The organism is Planomonospora sp. ID91781 (assembly GCF_015711595.1).
Classification (GTDB): Bacteria; Actinomycetota; Actinomycetes; order Streptosporangiales; family Streptosporangiaceae; genus Planomonospora; species Planomonospora parontospora.
In genome coordinates, this window is the sequence record NZ_JABTEY010000001.1 from 1 (window position 1) to 21272 (window position 21272).

Below are 21272 nucleotides of genomic sequence, written 5' to 3' on the forward strand. Positions count from 1 at the left end.
CGTGCTCGCTTCGCTGCGCGCGCTCCTCAGTCCAGACGACGGAGCCCCCTCGCGGGCTGCGCGCGCTCCTCAGTCCAGACGACGGAGCCCCCTCGCGGGCCGTACGTCGCTCGGGAGATCCTCAGCCCTGGGCCTTCAGTCTGAGCTGCTCCTGGACCGCGGGGTTCTGCAGGGGCCGGGTGAAGCCGACGATGCCCGCCCGCCCGCGGTAGGAGGTGACCTTGATCGGGCCGCACAGGCGGCACCGGGCCTCGATCATCTTGCCGGGTGAGACCACCATGCCGACGTGCCCGGGCCGGTCCGGTCCGGTGCCGGGGCCGGAGTTGAAGAAGACCAGGTCGCCCGCCTGCTCCTCGCCCTCGGGGACCTCCACGCCGAACGGCCACTGGCCGAACGTGGTGCGCGGGATGGACAGGCCCGCGCTCCGGTAGGCCATGTAGATGATCCCCGAGCAGTCGAACGCGTCCGGCCCGGTGCCGCCCCACAGGTACGGCTTGCCCCGCTGGGCCAGGGCGTACTCGAGGATCTGCGCGACCACGTCGTCCGGAGCCGCCTCGACCAGCGGCTCGTCGCAGGCCGGTTCGGCCTCGGGCGGGACGCTGACCGCGCCGTCCTCGGCGTACTTCCCGGCGATCTCCATGACCTGGTCGACGTACCACCAGGCCCGGTTGTAGACGAACAGCGAGCGCCGCACGTTCTCCGGCGCGCCGTTGCGCTTGAGCATCTTCGCCGCGCCGAGGATCGCGTCGGCCGGGTTGTAGACGTCGGCCCAGCCGTCGCCGTCGCCGTCGGAGGCGTAGCCGTTGAACTCCGACGGGATCTTGATCTTCGCCTTCCCGCCCCAGGTGCTGATCAGGAACTGCATCGGCCCGGCGGCCCCGGCGCTGTTGGTGCCGCTGCGCACGCCCGGGAGCGTGGAGCGCCCGTGGTCGGTCTCGCGCTTGCCGACGCCGGCGAGCACGTTCCACTGCACGCCGACCTTCTCACCGTGCTCGCGGTAGAGCTCCAGGTACTCCGGCGGGATGTCGGACACCGCCGTCTCCGACTCGCCGTCCGCCCGGCCCGCGGTCTCCTCGCAGTCGGGCAGCCCGCCGCCGGTGAACGACGGGAAGGTGCTCACCATCATCATCGGAGCCATGATCAGCCCGACCAGGCAGAGCCCCACCACGGCGAGGACCGCCCCGATCCGCACCTTCCTGCCGTCGTCGTTCATCCGCCGGTCCCGGAGGGCCGCTCGTCCCCCTCCTGGCCCTCGTCGGCGGGCTGCAGGTCGTGGACCCGCCAGTCGGCGCCGACGGGGACGAGCGTGACGGCGTACTCGTCGACGCGCTCCGTCGCGCCGCTCTTCGCGGTGATCCGCTCGGTGCAGGCGACCACGAACACCACCGAGGAGTCCTGGACCTGCCGGATCTGCCGCACCTTCGCCGAAGCGGTGGAGACCACCTCGTCGGCGCGGTTCGCCTCGACGAACCCCGGCGACGTGCGGGCCCGCACCAGGACCTCGGCGAACTCCGTCGTGGCGTAGCCCCTCAGCCGGTCCCCGTAGGCCGCCGGGTCCTCGTCATGGGCGTAGGTGCCGTACTCGGCCGTGAACCGCTCGGCGTAGTCGGCGGCCGCGGCCAGCTCCTGCTTGGTCATCGGCAGGTAGGAGTAGACGTCGAACGGCGCGTCGCTGGCCGTCGCCGCCGGGCGCGGCGGCTCGGCGGCGACCTGCCGCCCCGCCCCCGGCTCCGTCCCGGTACGGCCGACGCCCACCGGGCCGGCCTGCGCCTGCCCGCCGCCCGTCCCGCTCTCCCACATGGTCAGGTAGATCCCCACCGCCGCCAGGAGCCCGACGAGGACCGCGAAGACGATCCCCCGGCGGCCACCGATCTCGGCCATCGTCCGTCAGTCCCTGTCCGATCCGGAGGGGCGCAGCCAGAACGGTGTGGGGGCCTCGTCCGCCTGCCGGCCGCGGTCCGACCGGCTCGGCAGCCAGAGCGGGGGCGCCTCGGACGACCTGTCCGCGCCGCCGCTCCTCGGCGCGCCGCCGGAGGAGCCCCGGGACCCGCCGCCGAAGATGCTCCCGCCCGACCCGGACGAGCCGCGCGAGCCCGAAGAGCCGCGGGACCCGCCGAAGATGCTCCCGCCGGATCCCGAGGAGCTCCGGGACCCGCCGTTCCGCGAGCCGCCCGAGGAGCCCCGCGAGCCCGAGCCGGAGGAGCCCCGGGACCCGCCGCCGAAGATGCTCCCGCCGGACCGGCCGCCGCCTCCGGAGGAGGACCGGCCGCCGCCCGACGGCGCCGGAGCGGTCCCCCCGCCGGAACCCGAGCCGCCCCGCGGGGCCCAGCCTCCGGCCCGCCCGCCGAACCAGCCGCCGCCTCCGCCGGACGCGCCGGAGCCGCCCGAACGCGTGGGAGGTGCGCCGCCCGCCGTACGGTTCGCGGAGAGGTTGAGCGGAGGCGCCGCGCCGGGGCGGGCCGTGGTGACCGGGCGGCCCGCGGCGGCCCGCCGCCCGCCCGTCTTGGCCTCGGTGTCCAGCGGCGCGGGCTGCGCGGTGACGGGGACCCTGGCGCCGGAGGGGGTGCCCGCCGCGTCCTCCCGGCCCCGGACCCTGCCCTGGGCGCCCTGGGCGACCGCCGCCGCCGCGCCCGCGCCCGCCCCGCCGGCGACCGCGGCCGCCTGCAGCAGGGGTTCGGCCTTGCGCATGCCCCACCGGCCCGCCCTGGCCGCCGCGACCGGCGGGAGCACGCCCGCCGCGCGCTGCAGGGTCGGCGCGCTGGCCGCGTCGCCCAGCATGCGGGTGGTGAGGGTGTGCCCGTCCATGGAGGCGAACAGGTGCTGGAACGGCCGCCGGTAGAAGAAGACGGCGATCGTCAGCAGCGCCATGAACATGACCTGCATGCCCCAGGGCATCGCCGTGGAGATGATCAGCGCGTAGCCGTACACCAGCACGCCCAGTACGAGGGCCAGCACCGCCTGCCGGAGCAGCGTGCCGACCAGCATCTCCACCCAGCGCATCGCGATGATCCGGCCGGAGCCCGGATGCACGCCGATCAGCAGGAAGACCGGGGCCATGATGAGCAGGAGCAGGAAACCGACCTTGAGCGCCAGCAGGGAGACCGCCACCAGGAAGATCAGCGTCCCGGCGACCATCGCGGCCAGGAGCGCGCCGATCGCGATGCCCAGCCGGTTCGTCCAGTCCTTGCCCTGGAAGAGGAAGTAGATCGGGGTGCTCTCCAGGTATTTGGCCATCTCCTCCACGTAGCGGGCCTGGTGGGCGCTCGTGTTCGGCGTCTGGGCGGCCTTCTGCTCGGTCAGGTCGAGGGCCTGGATGTCCAGCGCCTTCGCGCCGAAGGTCTTCACCACGGGAGCCTCGGGGTCGGCGGTGCCGAACATGCCCATCAGCCAAGGCTTGCAGACGAGGGTCGACCAGAGCGCGTCGGCGTTCTGGTCCACGCTCGGCGTGCCGGTCCGGCCGTAGCCCCCGGGCTGCGCCTGCGGGGCCGTCTCCCCCTTGGCGGGCAGGCACGAGGCCCCGCCCGCGCCGGGCAGGCCGGAGAAGGCCGAGTTGACGACCTCCCCGGTCTTGTCGGTGACGGTCTTGCCCAGCCCGGTGAAGTCGCCGGGGCGGCTGAAGAACCAGACCGCGACGGTGACCGCGAGGACCATCCAGATGACGCCCTCGGCGGTCGTGGTCGCGCGCTTGCGGATCAGCCCGTACCACGCCAGCCAGATCGCGCCGAGGATCACCACCGGCCGCAGGAAGGGCCAGTACATCGCGTCGGAGAGCCGGATCACGATGTCGTCGACGACGTCCTTGATCGCCTCCAGCGGGCCCTCGCTGGCCGCCGCCTGGTAGGTCGTGATGGTCAGCCGGTCCAGCGCCTTGGCCCAGGAGAAGACCGTGTTGGCCCAGGCGTTGCCGAGCACCGCGGCGACGTCGTCGCAGCCCAGTTCGTGGGTGTGCCAGAACAGGCCGCTCATGCCGTAGGTGGCGTAGTTCGTCTGGACGGCCGGGGGCGGCGCGGTGGTCCCGGCGGCCCCGTTGGCCCCGGTGGTCCCGGCGGCCGCGTCCGGAGGCGGCGGCTTGACCAGGCCGTCCACTCCGCCGCCCACCACCTCGGGCGCCAGGTCCGGGGAGAGGTCGCAGGGCGCCGCCGCCGCGGCGATCGAGCCGCCGGCCGGGAACGCCAGCGGCAGCGCGGTGAGCGCCACGAACGCGACCAGCGCGACGGCGAGCCGCCGGACCAGCCGCCGCCCGCGCCGCCCGGCGCCCCCGCCCCTCCCGGTGCCCCCGGTCCGCCGCGCCGCCAGGTCCGCCCGCCGTCCCCTCGCGGAACGCCCAGGTCTCTCGTCGGAGTCCTTCATGACCTCGCCTCCAGCGCCGTAGTCCCCGGCCTGCCGACCCTGTCGCCTTCCGAGCCGCCCTCCGACAGATGGTGCACGTTGTCGTCGGGCTTGTCATGGGTGGGATTGGTGTCGAGCCGTCGCAGCAGCTCACCGGAGACGAGGTCCACCCCGATCCGGCCCGCCCGGCCGTCCAGGTCGCGGAAGACGCACTCGCCGTTGCCCAGGGAGCGCAGCACCGCCTTGTGCTCCTCGGAGGGGTCCACCCCGAGCAGCGCCATCACGTTCTCCACCTCGATCCGCTCGGTGGAGCGGAAGGCGAAGACGGACGACAGGCAGTTCGTCACCTGCTCGTTCAGCAGGTCGCCGGCGTTCTGCGAGACCAGAACGAGCGCGGTGTTGCGCGAGCGGCCCATCCGGCTCACCTCGGGCACCAGCTTGGCGCCCTCCGGGGTGGAGGTGATCGCCCAGGCCTCGTCCAGGAAGATCGCCTTGGGCGTCCGCCGGTCGAGTCCGTTCATCAGCCCCCGGGCGAACTGCGCGACGAGGTACAGCAGGGCCACCGAGAGCCGCTGCTCGTAGGAGTAGTCGTCACGGCCGGTGGCGGCGTCCGGCAGGGTCAGCCCGCCGAGGGTGAAGACCGTGGTCCAGCCCTCGGTGTCGATCTGGTCGCCGCCGGAGGGGTCGAAGCAGAGCCGGGCCAGGTGCATCTCCGACATCGAGCGGAGCACCGCGCCCAGGTTCTTGGAGGCGGCGTCCCCGGCCTGCTCCAGGAAGTCGACGACCTTGCCGAGCGAGGGGTCCGGCCCGTTGGAGACCGCCGCGACCGCCTGGATCATCGCCGACTCGCGCTCCTCCGACATGCGCGGCAGCAGCAGCCGCAGGGTCTCGGTGGCCATCGTCTTCTTGGCCGCGAGGTCGTCGCCGAACGAGAACGGGTCGAGCAGTCCGGGCGCGGCCGAGCCGAGCGGGATGATGCGTGCCTTCCTGCCCCGCTCCTGCAGGAGCCGGACCAGGGAGTCGGCGTCGCCCTTGGGGTCGATCACCGCGACCGTGACCCCGCGCAGCGCCATCTGGTAGATCATCAGCAGCGCCAGCGTCGTCTTGCCGCCGCCCGGCTCGCCGGTGATCGCGATGGCCGTCGGCCGGTTGCGCGCCGCCGCCACCAGCGGGTCGAAGTGCACGATGCTGCGGGCCCGGCCCAGGGTCTCGCCGATGTACGGTCCCATCCAGCCGGCGTTCGTCTCGTCCATCCGGTCGCCGAGGTCCACGGTGGCCGTGGCCATGCCGCCCGCGATGGTGCGCAGCGGCTGCCGCTGGGCGTAGGCGTTGACCCGGACCCGCTCGCCGGGCAGCGCCTCGCAGAACAGCGAGAACTGGTCGCCGGTGGAGTTGACGATGTCGATGCCCATGTCGCGGTAGTGCTCGACGACCGCCTCGACCCGCTGCACGCAGATCTCCTCGGTCGGCGCGGACACGATCAGCCGGTGCCAGCCGTACACGAAGGGCAGGCGCTCCTTGGTGATGCCGTGCTCCAGCATCCGGGCCGCGTCGATCTGCTCGGCCAGGGCCAGCGGCGCCTCCGCGCCCGCCTCCCGGATGTGGATGTCCATGTCGCGGGCGTGGGCGAGCTTGCGCGCGACGTCCTTGCTGGCCTTGACCGGGGAGATCAGCCGCATCCTGGAGCTGATCTCGACCGGGAAGGGCAGCTGGTCGGCGAAGTGCATCCACGGCTCGCCGTCGGGGAACGGCATCAGGTCGGGGAACCGGGCGAAGGACAGGTGGGCGACGTAGGACTCGCCGTGCGGTTGCTCGACCCTCAGCAGCGACCTGCCGTTGTGGATCTGCCCCTCGACCAGGGACTCGATCTCGCCCCTGCCCCACCGCCGCTTCGGGCTGGCCGAGGGTGGCGGGTCGCCGAGGGAGCCGGTCGCGGCGTGCTGGAAGAGCCAGGCGATCTCGGTGGAGGTGGCGTGCCGGGCGTAGAGGGCGCTGGCGGCCAGCGCCCGGCCGAGCCGTTCGGCGTGCCCGGTCCACTTGGCGACCTCGGCCTTGGGGACGTGGTCGTCCTCCAGGCCCAGGGCCTTCTCCCCGCGCTGGTAGAAGCCGAAGAGCTGGGAGAACACCCCGTCGCCCAGCTGCGCGCCGCGCGGGCCGAGCCGTACGCCGAGGTAGACCTCCTTGGTCCAGAAGTCCTTGGCCCAGACGTGCCGGTACAGCTCCTCGAGGTAGTCGCGCCAGCCGGGGCCCTCGTCGGAGGTGGTGTTGAGCGCCAGCGCCCACTCGGCGGCGGGGTAGGTGCGGTGGGCCACCCGCAGGTGCACCTCGGCGTCCGGCATCCGGATCGCGGCCAGCGCGATCGTGATGTTGGTGGCCAGCGCCTCGCGCTCCTCTGGGGTGATGAACTCGTAGCTCACGGTCGGCAGGCGGAAGTAGGCCCACGCCGAGGAGTCGGTCAGCAGGATCCGGTCGTCGAAGTACCGGACGGCCAGGCGGCTGCGGGCCCGCGACGCGCGGCTCATGCGGCCCCCTTCCCCGATCGCGCGGGGCGCGGGCCGCCGTGCCCGCCCGCGGCGCCCTCCGCCGTCCGTACGAACCGTTCCCTCACAGGAACATCACGTCTTCTCCCGCGCCGGGTCTCACTGGGCCAGCTCCTCCTCGCTCGTTCGGTTCGTCCGCACCGCTCCCAGTCCGGCCACCACGACCCCGGCCAGGGCGAGGTAGGCCCGGCGGCCCGGCGCCCGCAGATGGGACGGCTCCACCCGCTCGGACCTGCCGGGGGCCAGCTCGTCCTCCCAGGGCACCCGCACGATCGCCCGGCACCTGCCGCGCGCGACCGCCTCGGCCTGCTCCACGTCGGCCATGCTGCGGCGGCTCACCCCGTTGACGACCATGATCGCCCTGCGCCGGAGGTCCGTGCAGCCGTGCCCGTCGAGCCATTCGTACGTCATCGCGACCGCGTCGGCCCCGTCCTCGCTGGCGGGGGCCACCAGGATCAGCTGGTCGGCGTAGGGCAGGACGCGCGCGGCCAGCGCCGCGGCCGGGTCCACGACGACCAGCTTGTAGTGGCGGTCCAGCAGGTCCATCGCCTGGCCGAGCCGCCGGTCGGAGAAGAGCCCCCGGTCCGACAGGCGCTGCTCGGCGCCCGCGTCGGTGTCGCTCCCGAGGACCTCCAGCCCGGAGGCGCAGCGGCTGGTGTAGGCGCGCATGCCCAGGTATCCCTGGACCCCGTCCAGGCCCGCCAGCAGGGAGCTCAGCGTCTCGGGCGACTCCCCCTGGATCCGGCCGGACAGGGCGTGCGCGCCGGTGCTGGCGTCGACGGCCAGCACCCGGTCGTCGCGGAGACGGGCGAGCGTGTGGCCGAGCATGAGCACCGTCGTGGTCTGCCCCGCGCCGCCGGTGCAGCCCAGCACCACCACCCGGCGGCTGCCGCCGAAGACCCCCCTGGCGCGCGCCTCGTCGACCTCCGACCCGTCCGTACGGCTCCCGCTCCCCGGGCCCATCACCACCTGGGCCAGCCGCCGCCAGCCGCCCTCGGAGTCGCGGCCGATGACCGACTCCACCCGGCGGACCCTGGGCTCGGCCTGCCCCGGCGACGCCGCGGGGGCGGCGGGAACCGGCGCCGCGGGGGTGGCCTGGGCGGCGGGCCCGGCGGGCACGGCCCGGATCGAGACCCCTCCCGGCACGATCGCCGGCCGCTCCTGCGGCCAGGACTTCCACTCGTCCCCGGACCGGCGGCCGCCCTCCCGCGGCTCCCCCCCGGAACGCCGGCCCCGTGCGTCTTCGGTCGGCTCCGGTACGGCCCGCACGTCCCCGGCCCGTGCGTCTTCGGTCGGCTCCGGTACGGCCCGCACGTCCCCGGCCCGCGCGTCTTCGGCCCGCTCCGGTACGGCCCGGACCCTGCGGGCCTGCGCCTCCCCGGCCTCTCCGGGCCGCACGCCCCCGGGGCCCGCGACCTGCGCGGGCCCGACGAACCGCGGCATGATGCGCGGGACGGACGGCCTCTCCCGGTTCTCAACGGGCCCGGCGGGCGGAGCGGGCAGGCCGGAAGCGGTGGACGGGACCGGCCCGGGCGGCGCCGCGGGCTCGGCCCGCTCGGCCTCCGCGGAGGCGGCGAGTCTGCGCAGGCGCCGCAGCGCCTCGGTGTCGATCGGGGTGGCCGGGGCCTGCTCCGGCTCCGGCTCCGGAACGGCCGCGGGTGCCTCGGCCTGATCCCGCTCCGGAACGGCCGTGGGCGTCCCCGGTCGCGCGGTCCCGGCCGGCTTCTCACCGAAGACGGCGGGCGTCCGGGGGGATGCGGGCACCGCAGGGACCGCGGGCGCCTCGGACGGAGTAGACGATGCGGGCGACGCAGTCGGCACGGACGGCGAGGAGGACACGGAAGCCGCGGAAGGCGCGGCCGCCACGGGCCGTGCGGGCGCCTCGGCCGGCGGGGAAGGGGCGGGCGGCGCAGGCGACACAGCCGGTGCGGAGGACGCGGACTCCGTCGGCACGGCGGCGGGGACCGTTCCGGTGGACGGGACGGGGTGGCCGAGGGCGGGAGCGGTGCCCCGGCGAGGGGCGGCGACCGTACCCCAGGCGACACGGTCACCGGTGACCGGCGCGGTCGCCGCGGCGGCGGCAGCGGCGGCCACCGCGGGACGGACCGTACGGGAGGCCTCGGCGGCGCGCCTGGACGGCGCGGCGTGACGGGCCCTGCGCGCGACCTTGACCCGGACCGGCGCGGCCTGCTGGGGAAGCGTCCGCCAGACCCGGCCGACGAGGGTGATCTCCGAGGGCTCCGCCGCGGGGGCCATCCGGCACCAGGTCCGCGGCTCCCCCAGATAGCGCGACTGCGACTGGAGCAGCTCGGTGAGCCGCTTGCCCTCGATCACCGGGCGGGTGGACAGCCACGTCACCACCCCCGGCGGCACCAGGTAGACCACGTGCCAGGGGGCGTCGAAGGGCAGGCCGAGCATCGCGAGCAGGAACGACCAGGGAGCCGTCACCCCCACGAACACACCGATCCAGACGATCGGAAGCGGCATCGGCAGCCGTAGGTCGTACAGCTTGTAGAGCCGCTTCTCGATCCGCCAGATATTGGTATAAGTGGGCAGGTCCATGCGCTCCTCCTCTCCGCCTCTCGTCGTCCGGCCGCCGCCGAGCGGTCTCAGCTCCCCGTGATGCCCAGAGCGCCCGCGATCGCCTTGGCCGTCACCTCGATGATGTTGGGCACGTAGAAGATCACGCCGATGGCGATGGCGAGGATGATGAACTGGACGAACCTGGTGATCTCACGGGTGAACAGGAAGAACAGGGCCACCACGGAGACGATGACGAGGAAGAGCGGGGCGAAGAACCGGCGGAGGAAGTCCGCCAGGCCCTCGGTGTTCACGCCCGCCGGAGGAGCGGTCGGCTGGCCGGTCGGCTGCTGAGCGAGATCGATCACGCTCAGCAGGATGGTCTTCAGAGTCACTTCGCGTCCTCCGTGCTCACGGTCGCACGCGCCGGGCGGACGTGGGGCCGCGGCGCGTGCGCGCCGCCCGCCCCGCCACCGGCTCGTCGGCCAGGGGGGGTCTGTTCACTGCGGACTGCCACCATTCGATCATGCGTCACCCCACGGACCGTCCGGCGCCCCGGATGCTCTGGACGAACCATTTGTCGCCCTGCTTGACCACGGTGAGGACGTAGGCCTGCTCCAGCCTGCCGCTCACGCCCCCCGGGTCGCTCGGCGTGGGACCGGCGGACGGGCCCGCGCCCGCGGGCACCCCCCAGACCACCGTCGCGGTCACCTCCCTGGTGGCGCCGGTGGTCAGCGGCACGAGCAGGTCCTTGAGCTCCAGGAAGGCGAAGGACCCGCCGAACCCCCGGAGCACGGTCCCCTCCGCGGCGTACTGCTGCAGGGAGGCGGTGTCGCTGGCGGCGTAGGCCTTGAAGAAGTTGGCCATGGGCGTGCGCAGCTCCTGCTCCGCGGCCTCGTCGCGGTCGGGCTCGGCCACGGGCGGGAGGACCGCCGGCACCGGCGCGGGCAGGATGCCCGGACGCCCGGAGACCACGAACCTCCCGGTCTCCCTGTCGTGGAAGACCGGGACCGACAGCAGCTGCCGGCGGTCGTCCGACTGGAACGCCAGCGTCACGACGGCGTTCTCCGCGTCGGCGACCTCTATGCCGTAGGGCTGGATCGCCCCGGCGCTCATCCGCCCGAGGCCGTCCCAGCCGAACTGGGGCTCGGCCCCGTCGGGCAGGAAGGGCGCCAGCCGCCCGGCCCGCTCCGCCGTGCGCACGGCGTCGAAGTTCAGGTAGACCGCCGCGAACTGGCTGGCGAAGGAGGTGGCCTTCGTGGTCGGGAATCCCGAGTCGACGGGGACGGGCGCCGCACCCGTGCTCGTGTTGCCGCCGGTGAACCGCTCGAAAGGCGCGCGGACGCCGTTCACCAGGATGACCACGATCAGCGCCCAGAGGATGACCCGGCCGGTCCACACCAGCCAGCGACCACCCCCTCCGGACCAGCGGCCGCGGCGCGGCACGCCCCGTCCCCGGGCCGGGGCGGAATCGAGGTCGAGGTCGTCGGACGCCCCAGGGTACGCCGAAAGCTCAGGGTCACCAGCGGTCCGAGGATCCTGCTGGACGATTGACCTTCGAGCCATCACGCCTCCGCTCGCGCCGATCCCCCCGGCCGGCGCGGTGTCGTATTACTCCTGACCCCGTGAGCCATGGTGAAGCGATTACCTTAGCTGCCTCGCCGATTCTTCCAGGAAAACCACGCCCATGCTGCAGTCATCGTATGGACTGAGCAAACCGGGTCTGGAACCGTTCGTACTCCCCCGTCCTCCCCCGCATGGCGGACAAAGCGCGTTCCTCCTGGCCAGAGCCCATCCCGGTTACCCAAACGCCACCCCTTGCTATCCAAAAGGCGTGCCCACTGTCCCGACCTGCGCATTTGCCGGACAGAATCTCACGGAGCGTGACAAAGCACAGGGCGGGCGCGGTCCTGCCGGACCGCACCCGCCCCGCGGATGCCCGGGCGCCCCGGAGGGGGCGCGGAGGGGAAGCTCAGACGTTGAAGCGGAACTCCACGACGTCGCCGTCGCGCATCACGTAGTCCTTGCCCTCGATGCGGGCCTTGCCCGCCTGGCGTGCCGCGGCGATGGAGCCGGCCTCCACCAGATCGTCGAAGGAGACGACCTCCGCCTTGATGAAACCGCGCTGGAAGTCCGTGTGGATGACGCCGGCGGCCTCGGGCGCGGTCGCGCCCCGGGGGATCGTCCAGGCCCGCGTCTCCTTGGGACCCGCCGTCAGGTAGGTCTGCAGGCCGAGGGTCTCGAAGCCGACCCGGGCGAGCTGCGCCAGGCCCGACTCCTCCTGGCCGACGGACTGCAGCAGCTCCAGCGCCTCCTCGTCGGAGAGCTCGACCAGCTCGGACTCGATCTTGGCGTCCAGGAAGACGGCCTCGGCCGGCGCGACGAGGGCCGAGAGCCGGTCGCGCAGCTCCGTGTCGACCAGTTCGTCGGCGTCGAGGTTGAAGACGTAGAGGAACGGCTTGCCGGTCAGCAGGTGCAGGTCCCGCAGGTCCGCCGGGTCGATCCCGGCGCCCTTGGCCCCGGCGTACAGGGTCGTGCCGCCGTCCAGGAGCTTGACCGCGGCCTCGGCCGCCTCCAGCACGGGCTTGCGGTCCTTGTTGGTCCTCGCCTCCTTCTGCAGCCGCGGGATCGCCTTCTCCAGCGTCTGCAGGTCGGCCAGGATCAGCTCGGTGTTGATGGTCTCGATGTCGCGCTCGGGGGCGACCGCCCCGTCCACGTGGGTCACGTCCGGGTCGCTGAAGACCCGGATGACCTGGCAGATCGCGTCGGTCTCCCGGATGTTGGCGAGGAACTGGTTGCCCCGGCCCTGTCCTTCGGAGGCGCCCTTGACCAGGCCGGCGATGTCGACGAACTCGACCTTCGCGGGCAGGATCCTGGCGGAGCCGAAGATCTCGGCCAGCTTCTCCAGACGCGGGTCGGGCACGCCGACGATGCCCACGTTGGGCTCGATGGTGGCGAACGGGTAGTTCGCCGCCAGGGCGTTGGCGGTCTTGGTCAGCGCGTTGAAAAGCGTGGACTTGCCGACGTTGGGCAGTCCGACGATGCCGATGCTCAGGCTCACGTGACCCGAGTCTACGGGGAGCCGTGCAGTGCCACTCGCCGCAGGCAGGTCACAGGACGGGGAATCCCCGGCCCGCGCACCCGCAGATAGCGGTCCGAACCGGCCGGGCAGCCGTCGTTGGAGCCGGCCCTGGCCGTCACCCGGGCCCAGGCCTCCGGGGAACCGCACGGCGCCCTGGTGAGCGCCCGGCGGCTGACCAGCCGCTCCCCGGGCCGCACCACGCAGTCGCCCACGGAGAGCACGCCGCCGCCCTCGCCCAGGCAGACGACCGCCCGGCCGCCGACGGCCAGCGCGTCGAGCGCCCCGCTCGGGCAGGTCTCCTTCGCGCCGACCACCGCCAGCACCCTGCCGTACCAGCCCCGTGCCGAGCAGGGCAGCTCCCCGCCGCGCAGCGCCAGGCAGTCGCCCGGGCGCAGCACCCCGCCGCCCCGCCCCGGATCTCCGGCGTGCGGTCCCCGCAGGCTGCGCACGCACGCCGTACGGCCCGCCCGCAGGCTCTGCGGGGCCACCTCCCCAGGCTCCCCCGCCGTCCCCGGCGCGGCCGGGGCGCCGGAGATCATGACCAGCTCGTCCGTCTCGGCCGGGCACTCGGGCGCGCGGGCGCCCACCACGGAGATGACCCTGCCGTCGGCGGCCGCGCAGGGGACGAGGTCGAACCTGGCGTCCTGCCGGTCGACGCAGGCCCCCCGGCCCCAGGCGAGCGCGGCCGGAGACTCCGCGCCGACGCCCGCGGCCGCCGTGTCCGGCCCCCCGCCCCCCTGGCCGGCGATGAGCCCGATCGCCGCGGCTCCGGCGGTGGCGACGATGACGAGCACGGCCCCCAGCACCGGCGCCGTCTTCGGACGTAAGGCACGTGTACTCACGAACTCCCCCTACTTTACGTGTTCACAATGAAACTTTGAGTGATGGAGGGCGTGCGCACAAGCGGAACGGCCCGGCCGGTCCGCTAGGCGTGTCGGCCCGGGCCGGAGCCGCCGGACCTGGGATCATCTGCGGGCATGAACGTCATGGCACTCGCCTTCCAGCTCGCCGTGGGACTCGCGGCGGGGCTCGCGATCGGGTTCCTGCTGGGCCGGGCCCGGGCCTCGGCCGGCGCCGCCGACGCCGTCGCCCGCCTGGCCGACGCCGAGGCCCGGGCCAGAGCCGCCGAGGAGAAGGTCGCCTACGTCGAGGAGCAGCTCGCCGAGCGCTTCCAGGCCCTGTCGGCCCGCGCGCTCGATGTCAACAACCTGCGTTTCCTGGAGCTGGCCGAGACCCGGATGGCCGCCGGCCGCGCCGAGGCCGCCGGGGAGCTGGAGCAGCGCAAGCAGGCGGTCGAGCACCTGATCGAGCCACTGAAGGACACGCTGGCCCGCGTCGAGGCCCAGCTGCGCGACACCCAGTCGGGCCAGCGGGCCGCCCACGCCGAGCTGGCCCGGCACATCGAGATCGTCAGGGAGAGCAACGACCGCCTCCGCGACCAGACGAACGCCCTGGTGCGCGCCCTGCAGCGGCCCGAGGCCGGAGGCCGGTGGGGGGAGCTGCAGCTGCGCAGGGTCGCCGAGATCGCCGGCATGCAGCGGTTCTGCGACTTCGAGGAGCAGGCGAACGCGACCACCGCCGACGGCGCCCTCCGGCCGGACATGGTGGTACGGCTGGCCGGCGGCAAGAACATCGTGGTCGACTCGAAGGTCTCCCTGGCCGCCTACCTGGAGGCCGCCGAGACCGGTGACCCCGACCAGCGCTCCGCCCGGCTCGACGCCCACGCCCGGCACGTGCGCGACCACGTGGACCGGCTGGCGGCCAAGGCCTACTGGCAGGCGTTCAGCCCCGCGCCGGAGTTCATGGTGCTCTTCATCCCGGGGGAGGCGTTCCTGGCCCCCGCGCTGGAGCGCGACCCCGGCCTGCTGGAGTACGCCATGCGCAAGCGGGTCCACATCGCCACCCCCACCACGCTGGTCACCATGCTGCGCACCGCGCAGTACGCCTGGCAGCAGGCCGCGCTCAGCGAGAACGCCCGCGCGGTCTTCGAGCTCGGCAAGGAGCTCTACGAGCGGCTGGGCAGCATGGGGCGGAACCTGGACACCCTGGGCCGCTCGCTGAGCCGGGCCGTGGAGTCCTACAACCGGGCCGTGGGCTCCCTGGAGACCAGGGTCCTGGTGAGCGCGCGCAAGCTGAACGACCTGGGCCTGGTCGACGCCGACCTCGACCGGCCGCAGATGGTCGAGGACCTGCCGCGCACGCTGGCCTCGCCCGAACTACTGGAAGAAGAGGCGCCAAGCGCGTCCCCCGTCTCCCGCCTGAACGGTAAGTTGGCCGAAGACCTGCTTTGAAAGCCGTTTCCTGAAACCGGGGGGAGCCCCACACTGGAGCCGTGCAGGAGCAGGCGTGAGGGGGGACGGGCGAGGTGATCGCATGAGTGAACGGAACCCGGCATCCGGCATCCGGCTGACCGCGCGGGGCGCGGTGGCGTCCGTGCTGGTGTTCACACTGCTGGGCAGCGTGCTGAACACCGTGCTCGGGCTGCCGGCCGTGGTCGGCCTGGCGTTCGTGGGCGGCTGCGTCGCCGCCGTCTCCCTGGTGAACCCGCGCGACCTGCTCTCGCTCGTGGTCTCCCCGCCGCTGGCCTTCTTCGCCGCCGTGCTGCTCGCCGAGGCGGTGCGGTCCCTGACCGCGCCCTCGCCGGCGGCGGCCTTCGGCCTGGGGATCTACAGCTCGCTGTCGCGGGGCGCCCCCTGGCTCTTCGCCGGCTCGGCGCTGGTGCTGCTCATCGCCTGGCGGCGCGGCCTGAACCGCTGCGTCCGCGACCTGCGTGACGAACTGCGCGCCTCCGGTCCCGCCGTCCCCCGGCCGCGCGCGGGCGGGGCCGCCGGAGCGGCGGCGGGATTCGCCCCCGAGCCCGAGGGCTACTTCGAGCCCCGGGTGTACGGCTCGCCCCGCGAGGGCCAGTAGCCCCCGCGGGAGAAGGAGCCCGGACTCCGGGCCCCTCCATGCGGGAGGACGAGCCCGGACCCGCTCCGGCCCGGACCTCGGCGCTCTCCGGCTCAGACCTCGGCGCGCAGGTCCTTGCGGAGCTCGTGCGGGAGGGCGAAGCGCACGCTCTCCTCGACGGACTCGACCTCCTCGACGTCCTCGAAGCCGTGCGCCGCCAGGCGGGCCAGGACCTCGGCGACGAGCTCCTCGGGCACCGAGGCGCCGCTGGTCACGCCGACCGTGGTGACGCCCTGCAGCCACTCGTCCCGGATGAAGGAGGCGTTGTCGACCAGGTAGGAGGCGTCGGCCCCGTGGTCGAGGGCGACCTCGACCAGCCGCTTGGAGTTGGAGGAGTTCTCCGAGCCGACGACGATGACCAGCTCGGCCTCGGCGGCGATCTCCTTCACCGCGACCTGGCGGTTCTGGGTGGCGTAGCAGATGTCGTCGCTCGGCGGGTCGATCAGGTTGGGGAAGCGCTCCTTGAGCCGGGCGACCGTCTCGGTCGTCTCGTCCACCGAGAGCGTGGTCTGGGAGAGCCACACCAGCCGGTCGGGGTCCTTCACCCGGACGGAGCCGACCGAGTCGAGGCCGTCCACGAGCTGGATGTGCTCCGGCGCCTCACCCGCGGTGCCCTCGACCTCCTCGTGGCCCTCGTGGCCGATGAGCAGGATGTCGTAGTCCTGGGAGGCGAAGCGCTTGGCCTCGTTGTGCACCTTGGTGACGAGCGGGCAGGTGGCGTCGATCGTCTTCAGGCGGCGCTGGGCGGCCTCCCGGTGCACGGCGGGCGAGACTCCGTGGGCGGAGAAGACCACGATGGCCCCCTCGGGGACCTCCTCGGTCTCCTCGACGAAGACGGCTCCCCGCGCCTCGAGCGTCTTGACCACGTGGGTGTTGTGCACGATCTGCTTGCGCACGTAGATCGGCGCGCCGTACTGCTCCAGGGCCCGCTCCACGGCCTGGACCGCACGGTCGACCCCGGCGCAGTAACCACGGGGCTTCGCCACAAGGACGCGTCGAGTCGCGCGGGTCTTTGAAGTCATGTTCTTATGCTACGTGGAGTATCCATGGGGCCCGTTCACGTGCCTCTTGACCTCACAAAGCACCTTATTGCCGCAATCAGTTGTCCGATACCGTTCTCCAGGAGACGAAATGTCAGTCCCTGATCTCTTCCGCAACGTCGCCGGGAAGGCGAAGGAACTACCGCTCTACGTGCTGCAGACCACCCTGAGCGGAGTCGGCCAGGCGCTGATGCTCGGCGACCGGGTCCGCAGCAGGATCAAGCGCATGGCCGGTGGTGACGGCGACCTCGACGAGGGGCGCCCGTCGGCGTCCGAGCAGGCCACCGCCGTCGACGAGCAGGCCGGGGCGGCCGGGACCGCGGAGGAGCGGCCCGCCCGCCGCGAGCCGGTCATCTTCGCCCCCGCGAAGCCCAAGGCCGAGCCCGCCGCCACGCCCGCGTCCGCCTCCGCTCCCGAGACCAGCGTGGAGACCGGCACGGAGACCAGCGCGGAGACCGCCGCGAAGGCCGCCCCGGAGGCCCCGGGCGCCCCGGCCGGACCGGAGACCGTCGAGCCCGCCGCCGAGCCCGCGAAGCCCGCCCGGGCCGGGGCCGCCGCGAAGGACTCGACCGCGGAGCCCGTCCGGCCCGAGGCCGGTTCCAACGGTGGCAGGACCCGGCCCGAGCCGGTCGTCTTCGCCTCCGCGCCCACGGCCGCCGAGCCCGCGCCCGAGCCCGTGATCGCCGTGCCGCCCGCGGTGAAGGTCGAGGTGGCCGAGGTGGAGGTCGAGGTCGAGAAGCCCGACGCCCTCGGCGCCGTCCCGGTCGAGGCGGAGGTCGAGGTCGTGAAGACCAAGCCCGCCGAGCCCGAGCTCGCCAAGTCCAAGACCACCCGGGCGAAGGCCGCGAAGGCCAAGGTCCAGCAGGAGGCCGCGAGCCCCGCCCCCGCGAAGGCCGCCCGGACCTCCAAGGCCGCGAAGACCGCCAAGCCCGCCGCCGCGCCCGCCGAGGCCGGGGAGGGCGCGCTCGCCGAGCCGCTGCCCGGTTACTCCGGCCTGACCGTCGCCTCGCTGCGCGCCCGCATGCGCGGCAAGAGCGCCCAGCAGATCAAGGACATGATCGCCTACGAGCAGGCGACCGCGGCCCGCGCCGAGGTCGTGCGGATGTACGAGAACCGCCTCGCGAAGCTGGAGGCCGCCGAGTAGCCGCGCCCGCCCCTAGGCTTCCCGCATGACGTCGAAGACCACTCCGGAGCAGCCGCTGCCGGTCCGCACCGTCCTGCAGATGGTCGGCGGCTGGATCGGCAAGCTCGGCACCGTCTGGGTCGAGGGGCAGATCACCGAGCTGACCGCGCGGGGCGGCACGGTGTTCCTGACGCTGCGCGACCCGGTGGCGAACGTGTCCACCAAGGTGACCTGCCCCCGCGGGGTCTACGAGGCGACCGTCCCCCGCCCGGTGGACGGCGCCCGGGTCGTGATGAACCTGAAGCCCGACTTCTGGGTCAACCGGGGCTCCTTCGCGTTCACCGCGCTGGAGATGCGCCCGGTCGGGGTCGGCGAGCTGCTGGCCCGGCTGGAGCGGCTGCGCCAGGTGCTCGCCGCCGAAGGGCTCTTCGCCGCCGACCGCAAGCGCCGCCTGCCGTTCCTGCCCGGCACGGTCGGGCTGATCTGCGGCCGTGACTCGGCGGCCGAGCGCGACGTGCTGGAGAACGCGCGGCGCCGCTGGCCCGCGGTCCGCTTCAAGGTCGAGCAGGCCGCCGTGCAGGGACCGTACGCCGTGGGCGAGGTCACCGAGGCGCTGCGCAGGCTCGACGCGGACGGCGAGGTCGAGGTCATCGTGATCGCCAGGGGCGGCGGGTCGATGGAGGACCTGCTGCCCTTCTCCGACGAGGCGCTGGTCCGCGCGGTGGCGGCGTGCCTGACGCCGGTGGTCAGCGCGATCGGCCACGAGCAGGACAGCCCGCTGCTCGACCTGGTCGCCGACGTGCGGGCCTCCACCCCGACCGACGCGGCCAAGAAGGTCGTGCCGGACGTCGGCGAGCAGCTCACGCTCGTCCGGCAGCTGCGCGACCGGGGCCGCCGGGTGGCCGGCGGCTGGCTGGACCGCGAGACGGCCTGGCTGGCCGCGGTCCGCTCCCGGCCGTCCCTGTCCGACCCGGTCCGCGAGATCGAGCGCCGGGCCGAGCAGGCCGAGCAGTTGCGGGACCGGGCCCGGCGCGCGCTCACCGGCTCCCTGGACCGCGCCCAGGACTCCCTCGGCCACCTGCGCGCCCGCCTGGTCGCCCTCTCCCCCGCCGCCACCCTGGAGCGCGGCTACGCGATCGTGCAGCGCCCCTCCGGCGAGGTCGTACGGCGGGCGGCCGACGTGACCGGAGGCGACGAGCTGACGGTCCGCTTCCCCGACGACCGGATCACGGTCGTCACCGCCAGGAGGGATCCCACCGCGTGAACGGGCGGGCGGCCGGATCCCGCCGGGTGGGCGCGCGCCCGGACCGGGGCCGGGAGGGGTCCCGCCGGGTGGGCGGACGGGCCGGGAGGGGTCTCATCGGGGTGAGCGGTCGGATCAGGAGAGGTCCCGCCAGGTGAACGGACGGGTCAGGAGAGGTCCCGCCAGGTGAACGGACGGGTCAGGAGAGATCCCGCCAGGTGAGCGAGGGGTAGCCGTCCTCGACGAAGCCGAGCTCGCGGTAGAGGGGCTCCCCGTCCGAGGTCGCGTGCAGATCGACCTTGCGGACGCCGCCCGCCCGGTACCAGTCCAGGAGCGCGCCCAGGACGGCCCGGCCGTGTCCCCTGCGCCGGTGCCGGGGATCGGTGGTCATCCCCTGGATGTAGCCGTACCTGCCGTCGGGGAGGGACGGTCCGGGGAAGCGGTTGAAGACCAGGCCGATCCCGCAGGAGGCGAGCCCTCCCCCGGGGGCGTCCACCACGTAGACGGCCGTGTCGGGGGTGCCGATCCGCTCGGCGAGGCTCTCGGCGTAGGCCTCCTGCCAGTGCTCGGAGAGCGGGTAGGTCCCGTCCAGGGCCATCCGCTCGGTCAGGATCTCCCGCAGGCGGACCAGCTCGGGGATGTCGCCGGGGGTCGCGTCGCGCACACTCACCCCGCCAGTCTTCCAGCCGTCCGGCGGTGCTCCGCCGGGCCGGCCGGATCGGCCCCACCCCGGGCCGTCAGACCGGGCCGTCAGGCAGGGCCCGCGGGCTCACCGTCCGAGTTCCCGACGCCCCGGTTCCGGCGGCGCAGGAGGAGGAGTCCCGCCCCTCCGAAGAGGAGGACCGAGACGACCGAGTTGCCGGCGAGGCCGAACACCACGTCGCCGTGGTCCTCGTAGCGCACGTGGCCGTTGATCAGGAGCGGGGTCGTGAGGGCGTTGCTGACCGTGTGGAGCACCACGCCGGGCCAGATCGAGCCGGTCCGCACGCGCATCTCGCCGTAGAGGACGGCCATCGCCACGATGCCCGCGAGGAAGGTCGGCAGGTACCACGCCCACGGCAGCGTCGTGCTCTGGCGGAAGTCCGCCTGGGACATCCAGACGGTGTACAGCGGGAGGTGCCACAGCCCCCAGACCAGCCCGACGAGGACGTGCGGGGCGACGCCGCGCAGGCCGAGCGCCATCGCGGTGCGCGTGCCGTACCCGCGGAAGATGAACTCCTCCAGCAGGTTCTTGACCACCAGGAAGCCGAGCGCGGTGGCGAAGGCGGCGAGGAGGGGCTGCTCGCCGGCGCGCGGGGCGGCGGAGAACGTCGCGGCGCCGGAGGCCGTGGCCGCCGCCACCGCGACGGCGGCCACGGCCGGGGAGAACACCGCCGCGAACGCGAACCAGCGGGCCCGGCCCGCGAACCGCAGCGTGAGCCCCAGGCGTCCCGCGCCGTCCCGGTTGAGGAAGTACAGGGCGAGCGCGGTCAGCGCCGGGACGGCGATCCACAGTCCCTGCCCGTTCGTGCCGCCGACGGTGACGGCCGCGAAGACGGCGAAGTTGATCCGGGCGCGCAGCCGCGAGATGGGGCGGCGCAGTTGCGCGACGTTCACGGGATCGGCCGAGACGGTCATCAGGAATCTCCGTTCGCAGGGGGGCCGTTCGCGGGGGGTTCGTCCCCGGGGACGTCCTCGAGCAGGGCGAGGGCCTCGTCGGCCCAGGTGATGGCGGCTTCGGCGTTGTGCCGGCCGGCGGATATGGTCGTCAGGACGTAGGGCAGGTCCGGAGAGCCCGCCTCCTCGGCGGAGATCGTGCGGGCCAGGCGGTCGTACTCGGCCAGGCTCCGCTCGGCGTCCGCCCTGGCCTCCAGCAGCAGCTCCCGGCATTTGCGCACGCCCAGGGTCCGGCCGAAGAACAGCCGCAGCAGGAGCCCGCTCCGCGGCGGCGTCGCCGCGATCGGCTCGCTCAGCAGCTCGCGCAGGCGGGCGGTGCCGGAGTCGGTGATGGCGAAGGTCGACGAGCCGGAGCGCGGCCCCTCGCGGCGTTCCACGTGGCCCTGCTGTTCGAGGGCGCCGAGCGTCGGGTAGATCTGTCCGAAGCTCTCGCTCCAGAAGTGCCCGAGCACGTCCCGGATGGCCTCCCGGAGCGCGTAGGCCGTCATCGGGTGCATGCTCAACGCCCCCAGCACCGCCGTCTCCGTCTGGCTTCGCCGTGCCATCGGCACCTCCTTATCTCTTTCAGAGATATCTAACAGATACAACAGAGGATGGCAATCCCCCGCACGCCGACTCGGAAGTCCTCCTCCTCACCGGACCCGGGACGGCCCCGCCCCGGGCACCCACATGCCGACGCAGGGGACGATCGCGAACCGGTGAGCCCCGGACACCCGCCCCGGGCACCTGCGCCAGGGCACGCGGGTACGGCCGCGACCGGACCGTCCGGCGGAGCACCACTAGGGTGGGT

The 21272-nt window shown here is 73.8% G+C and carries 17 protein-coding genes; 4 read left to right on the forward strand and 13 right to left on the reverse strand.

Annotation, left to right across the window (positions count from 1 at the left end):
• Nucleotides 1-121: 121 nt before the first annotated feature.
• From HS048_RS00005 to HS048_RS00045, 9 genes are all read right to left on the reverse strand, one after another.
• The gene (locus HS048_RS00005; protein WP_196465749.1) at nt 122-1213 is read right to left on the reverse strand and encodes a bifunctional lytic transglycosylase/C40 family peptidase; all 1092 of its coding nucleotides are present in this window, start codon (nt 1211-1213) and stop codon (nt 122-124) included.
• Entirely contained in the window at nt 1210-1881 is a 672-nt protein-coding gene (locus HS048_RS00010; protein WP_068901258.1) for a hypothetical protein, read from the reverse strand. The genes HS048_RS00005 and HS048_RS00010 overlap by 4 nt, the downstream gene beginning before the upstream one ends.
• Before the next feature lie 6 nt (nt 1882-1887).
• On the reverse strand, nt 1888-4350 hold the full coding sequence (locus HS048_RS00015) for a type IV secretion system protein (protein ID WP_196465750.1): 2463 nt from the start codon (nt 4348-4350) through the stop codon (nt 1888-1890).
• Nucleotides 4347-6851: an ATP-binding protein gene (locus HS048_RS00020; RefSeq protein ID WP_068901257.1), complete on the reverse strand. Its 2505-nt coding sequence runs from the start codon at nt 6849-6851 to the stop codon at nt 4347-4349. The genes HS048_RS00015 and HS048_RS00020 overlap by 4 nt, the downstream gene beginning before the upstream one ends.
• 117 nt (nt 6852-6968) lie before the next feature.
• A complete protein-coding gene (locus HS048_RS00025) occupies nt 6969-9431 on the reverse strand; it encodes a TcpE family conjugal transfer membrane protein (protein WP_196465751.1) in 2463 nt (820 codons plus the stop codon).
• A 47-nt stretch (nt 9432-9478) separates the two neighbouring features.
• Nucleotides 9479-9757, reverse strand: coding sequence for a hypothetical protein (locus HS048_RS00030; RefSeq protein ID WP_229797818.1), 279 nt, complete (start codon nt 9755-9757; stop codon nt 9479-9481).
• Between the two features lie 163 nt (nt 9758-9920).
• Entirely contained in the window at nt 9921-10835 is a 915-nt protein-coding gene (locus HS048_RS00035; protein ID WP_231647531.1) for a conjugal transfer protein, read from the reverse strand.
• 526 nt (nt 10836-11361) lie between these two features.
• Nucleotides 11362-12450: a redox-regulated ATPase YchF gene (gene ychF, locus HS048_RS00040; RefSeq protein WP_068901253.1), complete on the reverse strand. Its 1089-nt coding sequence runs from the start codon at nt 12448-12450 to the stop codon at nt 11362-11364.
• A gap of 11 nt (nt 12451-12461) precedes the next feature.
• A complete protein-coding gene (locus HS048_RS00045) occupies nt 12462-13313 on the reverse strand; it encodes a hypothetical protein (protein ID WP_196465752.1) in 852 nt (283 codons plus the stop codon).
• A gap of 135 nt (nt 13314-13448) precedes the next feature.
• Between HS048_RS00045 and HS048_RS00050 the strand changes: the two genes are divergently transcribed.
• Nucleotides 13449-14762, forward strand: a complete 1314-nt coding sequence (locus tag HS048_RS00050) for a DNA recombination protein RmuC (RefSeq protein ID WP_189235523.1) — start codon at nt 13449-13451, stop codon at nt 14760-14762.
• 82 nt (nt 14763-14844) lie between these two features.
• Nucleotides 14845-15381 (forward strand): DUF6542 domain-containing protein, encoded by a 537-nt coding sequence (locus HS048_RS00055; protein WP_068901251.1) that lies wholly within the window; start codon nt 14845-14847, stop codon nt 15379-15381.
• A gap of 92 nt (nt 15382-15473) precedes the next feature.
• On the opposite strand, the gene HS048_RS00060 is transcribed toward HS048_RS00055, so the two are convergent.
• Complete coding sequence (locus HS048_RS00060) at nt 15474-16442, reverse strand: 4-hydroxy-3-methylbut-2-enyl diphosphate reductase (RefSeq protein ID WP_068901250.1); 969 nt, start codon at nt 16440-16442, stop codon at nt 15474-15476.
• A gap of 109 nt (nt 16443-16551) precedes the next feature.
• Between HS048_RS00060 and HS048_RS00065 the strand changes: the two genes are divergently transcribed.
• A complete protein-coding gene (locus HS048_RS00065; protein ID WP_196465753.1) occupies nt 16552-17604 on the forward strand; it encodes a hypothetical protein in 1053 nt (350 codons plus the stop codon).
• Between the two features lie 25 nt (nt 17605-17629).
• Nucleotides 17630-18847: an exodeoxyribonuclease VII large subunit gene (gene xseA / locus HS048_RS00070; RefSeq protein WP_068901247.1), complete on the forward strand. Its 1218-nt coding sequence runs from the start codon at nt 17630-17632 to the stop codon at nt 18845-18847.
• A 178-nt stretch (nt 18848-19025) separates the two neighbouring features.
• Here xseA and HS048_RS00075 read toward each other — a convergent pair whose 3' ends face one another.
• The 3 genes from HS048_RS00075 to HS048_RS00085 all read right to left on the reverse strand — a co-directional run bounded on the left by HS048_RS00075 (nt 19026) and on the right by HS048_RS00085 (nt 21027).
• Nucleotides 19026-19496 carry a GNAT family N-acetyltransferase gene (locus tag HS048_RS00075; RefSeq protein ID WP_196465754.1) on the reverse strand — a complete coding sequence of 157 codons (471 nt, stop codon included), beginning with the start codon at nt 19494-19496 and terminating at the stop codon, nt 19026-19028.
• Between the two features lie 80 nt (nt 19497-19576).
• Nucleotides 19577-20443 (reverse strand): CPBP family intramembrane glutamic endopeptidase, encoded by an 867-nt coding sequence (locus HS048_RS00080; RefSeq protein ID WP_196465755.1) that lies wholly within the window; start codon nt 20441-20443, stop codon nt 19577-19579.
• Nucleotides 20443-21027, reverse strand: a complete 585-nt coding sequence (locus HS048_RS00085) for a PadR family transcriptional regulator (RefSeq protein WP_196465756.1) — start codon at nt 21025-21027, stop codon at nt 20443-20445. The genes HS048_RS00080 and HS048_RS00085 overlap by 1 nt, the downstream gene beginning before the upstream one ends.
• Between the last annotated feature and the right edge of the window lie 245 nt (nt 21028-21272).

Excerpts from the sequence above, each read along its gene's own strand:
- HS048_RS00065 (WP_196465753.1), top strand. The coding sequence starts at position 16,552 with ATGTCAGTCCCTGATCTCTTCCGCAACGTCGCCGGGAAGGCGAAGGAA.
- HS048_RS00020 (WP_068901257.1), bottom strand. The coding sequence starts at position 6,851 with ATGAGCCGCGCGTCGCGGGCCCGCAGCCGCCTGGCCGTCCGGTACTTC.
- HS048_RS00025 (WP_196465751.1), bottom strand. The coding sequence starts at position 9,431 with ATGGACCTGCCCACTTATACCAATATCTGGCGGATCGAGAAGCGGCTC.
- HS048_RS00080 (WP_196465755.1), bottom strand. The coding sequence starts at position 20,443 with ATGACCGTCTCGGCCGATCCCGTGAACGTCGCGCAACTGCGCCGCCCC.
- HS048_RS00060 (WP_068901250.1), bottom strand. The coding sequence starts at position 16,442 with ATGACTTCAAAGACCCGCGCGACTCGACGCGTCCTTGTGGCGAAGCCC.
- xseA (WP_068901247.1), top strand. The coding sequence starts at position 17,630 with ATGACGTCGAAGACCACTCCGGAGCAGCCGCTGCCGGTCCGCACCGTC.
- HS048_RS00050 (WP_189235523.1), top strand. The coding sequence starts at position 13,449 with ATGAACGTCATGGCACTCGCCTTCCAGCTCGCCGTGGGACTCGCGGCG.
- HS048_RS00005 (WP_196465749.1), bottom strand. The coding sequence starts at position 1,213 with ATGAACGACGACGGCAGGAAGGTGCGGATCGGGGCGGTCCTCGCCGTG.
- HS048_RS00010 (WP_068901258.1), bottom strand. The coding sequence starts at position 1,881 with ATGGCCGAGATCGGTGGCCGCCGGGGGATCGTCTTCGCGGTCCTCGTC.
- HS048_RS00015 (WP_196465750.1), bottom strand. The coding sequence starts at position 4,350 with ATGAAGGACTCCGACGAGAGACCTGGGCGTTCCGCGAGGGGACGGCGG.
- HS048_RS00055 (WP_068901251.1), top strand. The coding sequence starts at position 14,845 with ATGAGTGAACGGAACCCGGCATCCGGCATCCGGCTGACCGCGCGGGGC.
- HS048_RS00085 (WP_196465756.1), bottom strand. The coding sequence starts at position 21,027 with ATGGCACGGCGAAGCCAGACGGAGACGGCGGTGCTGGGGGCGTTGAGC.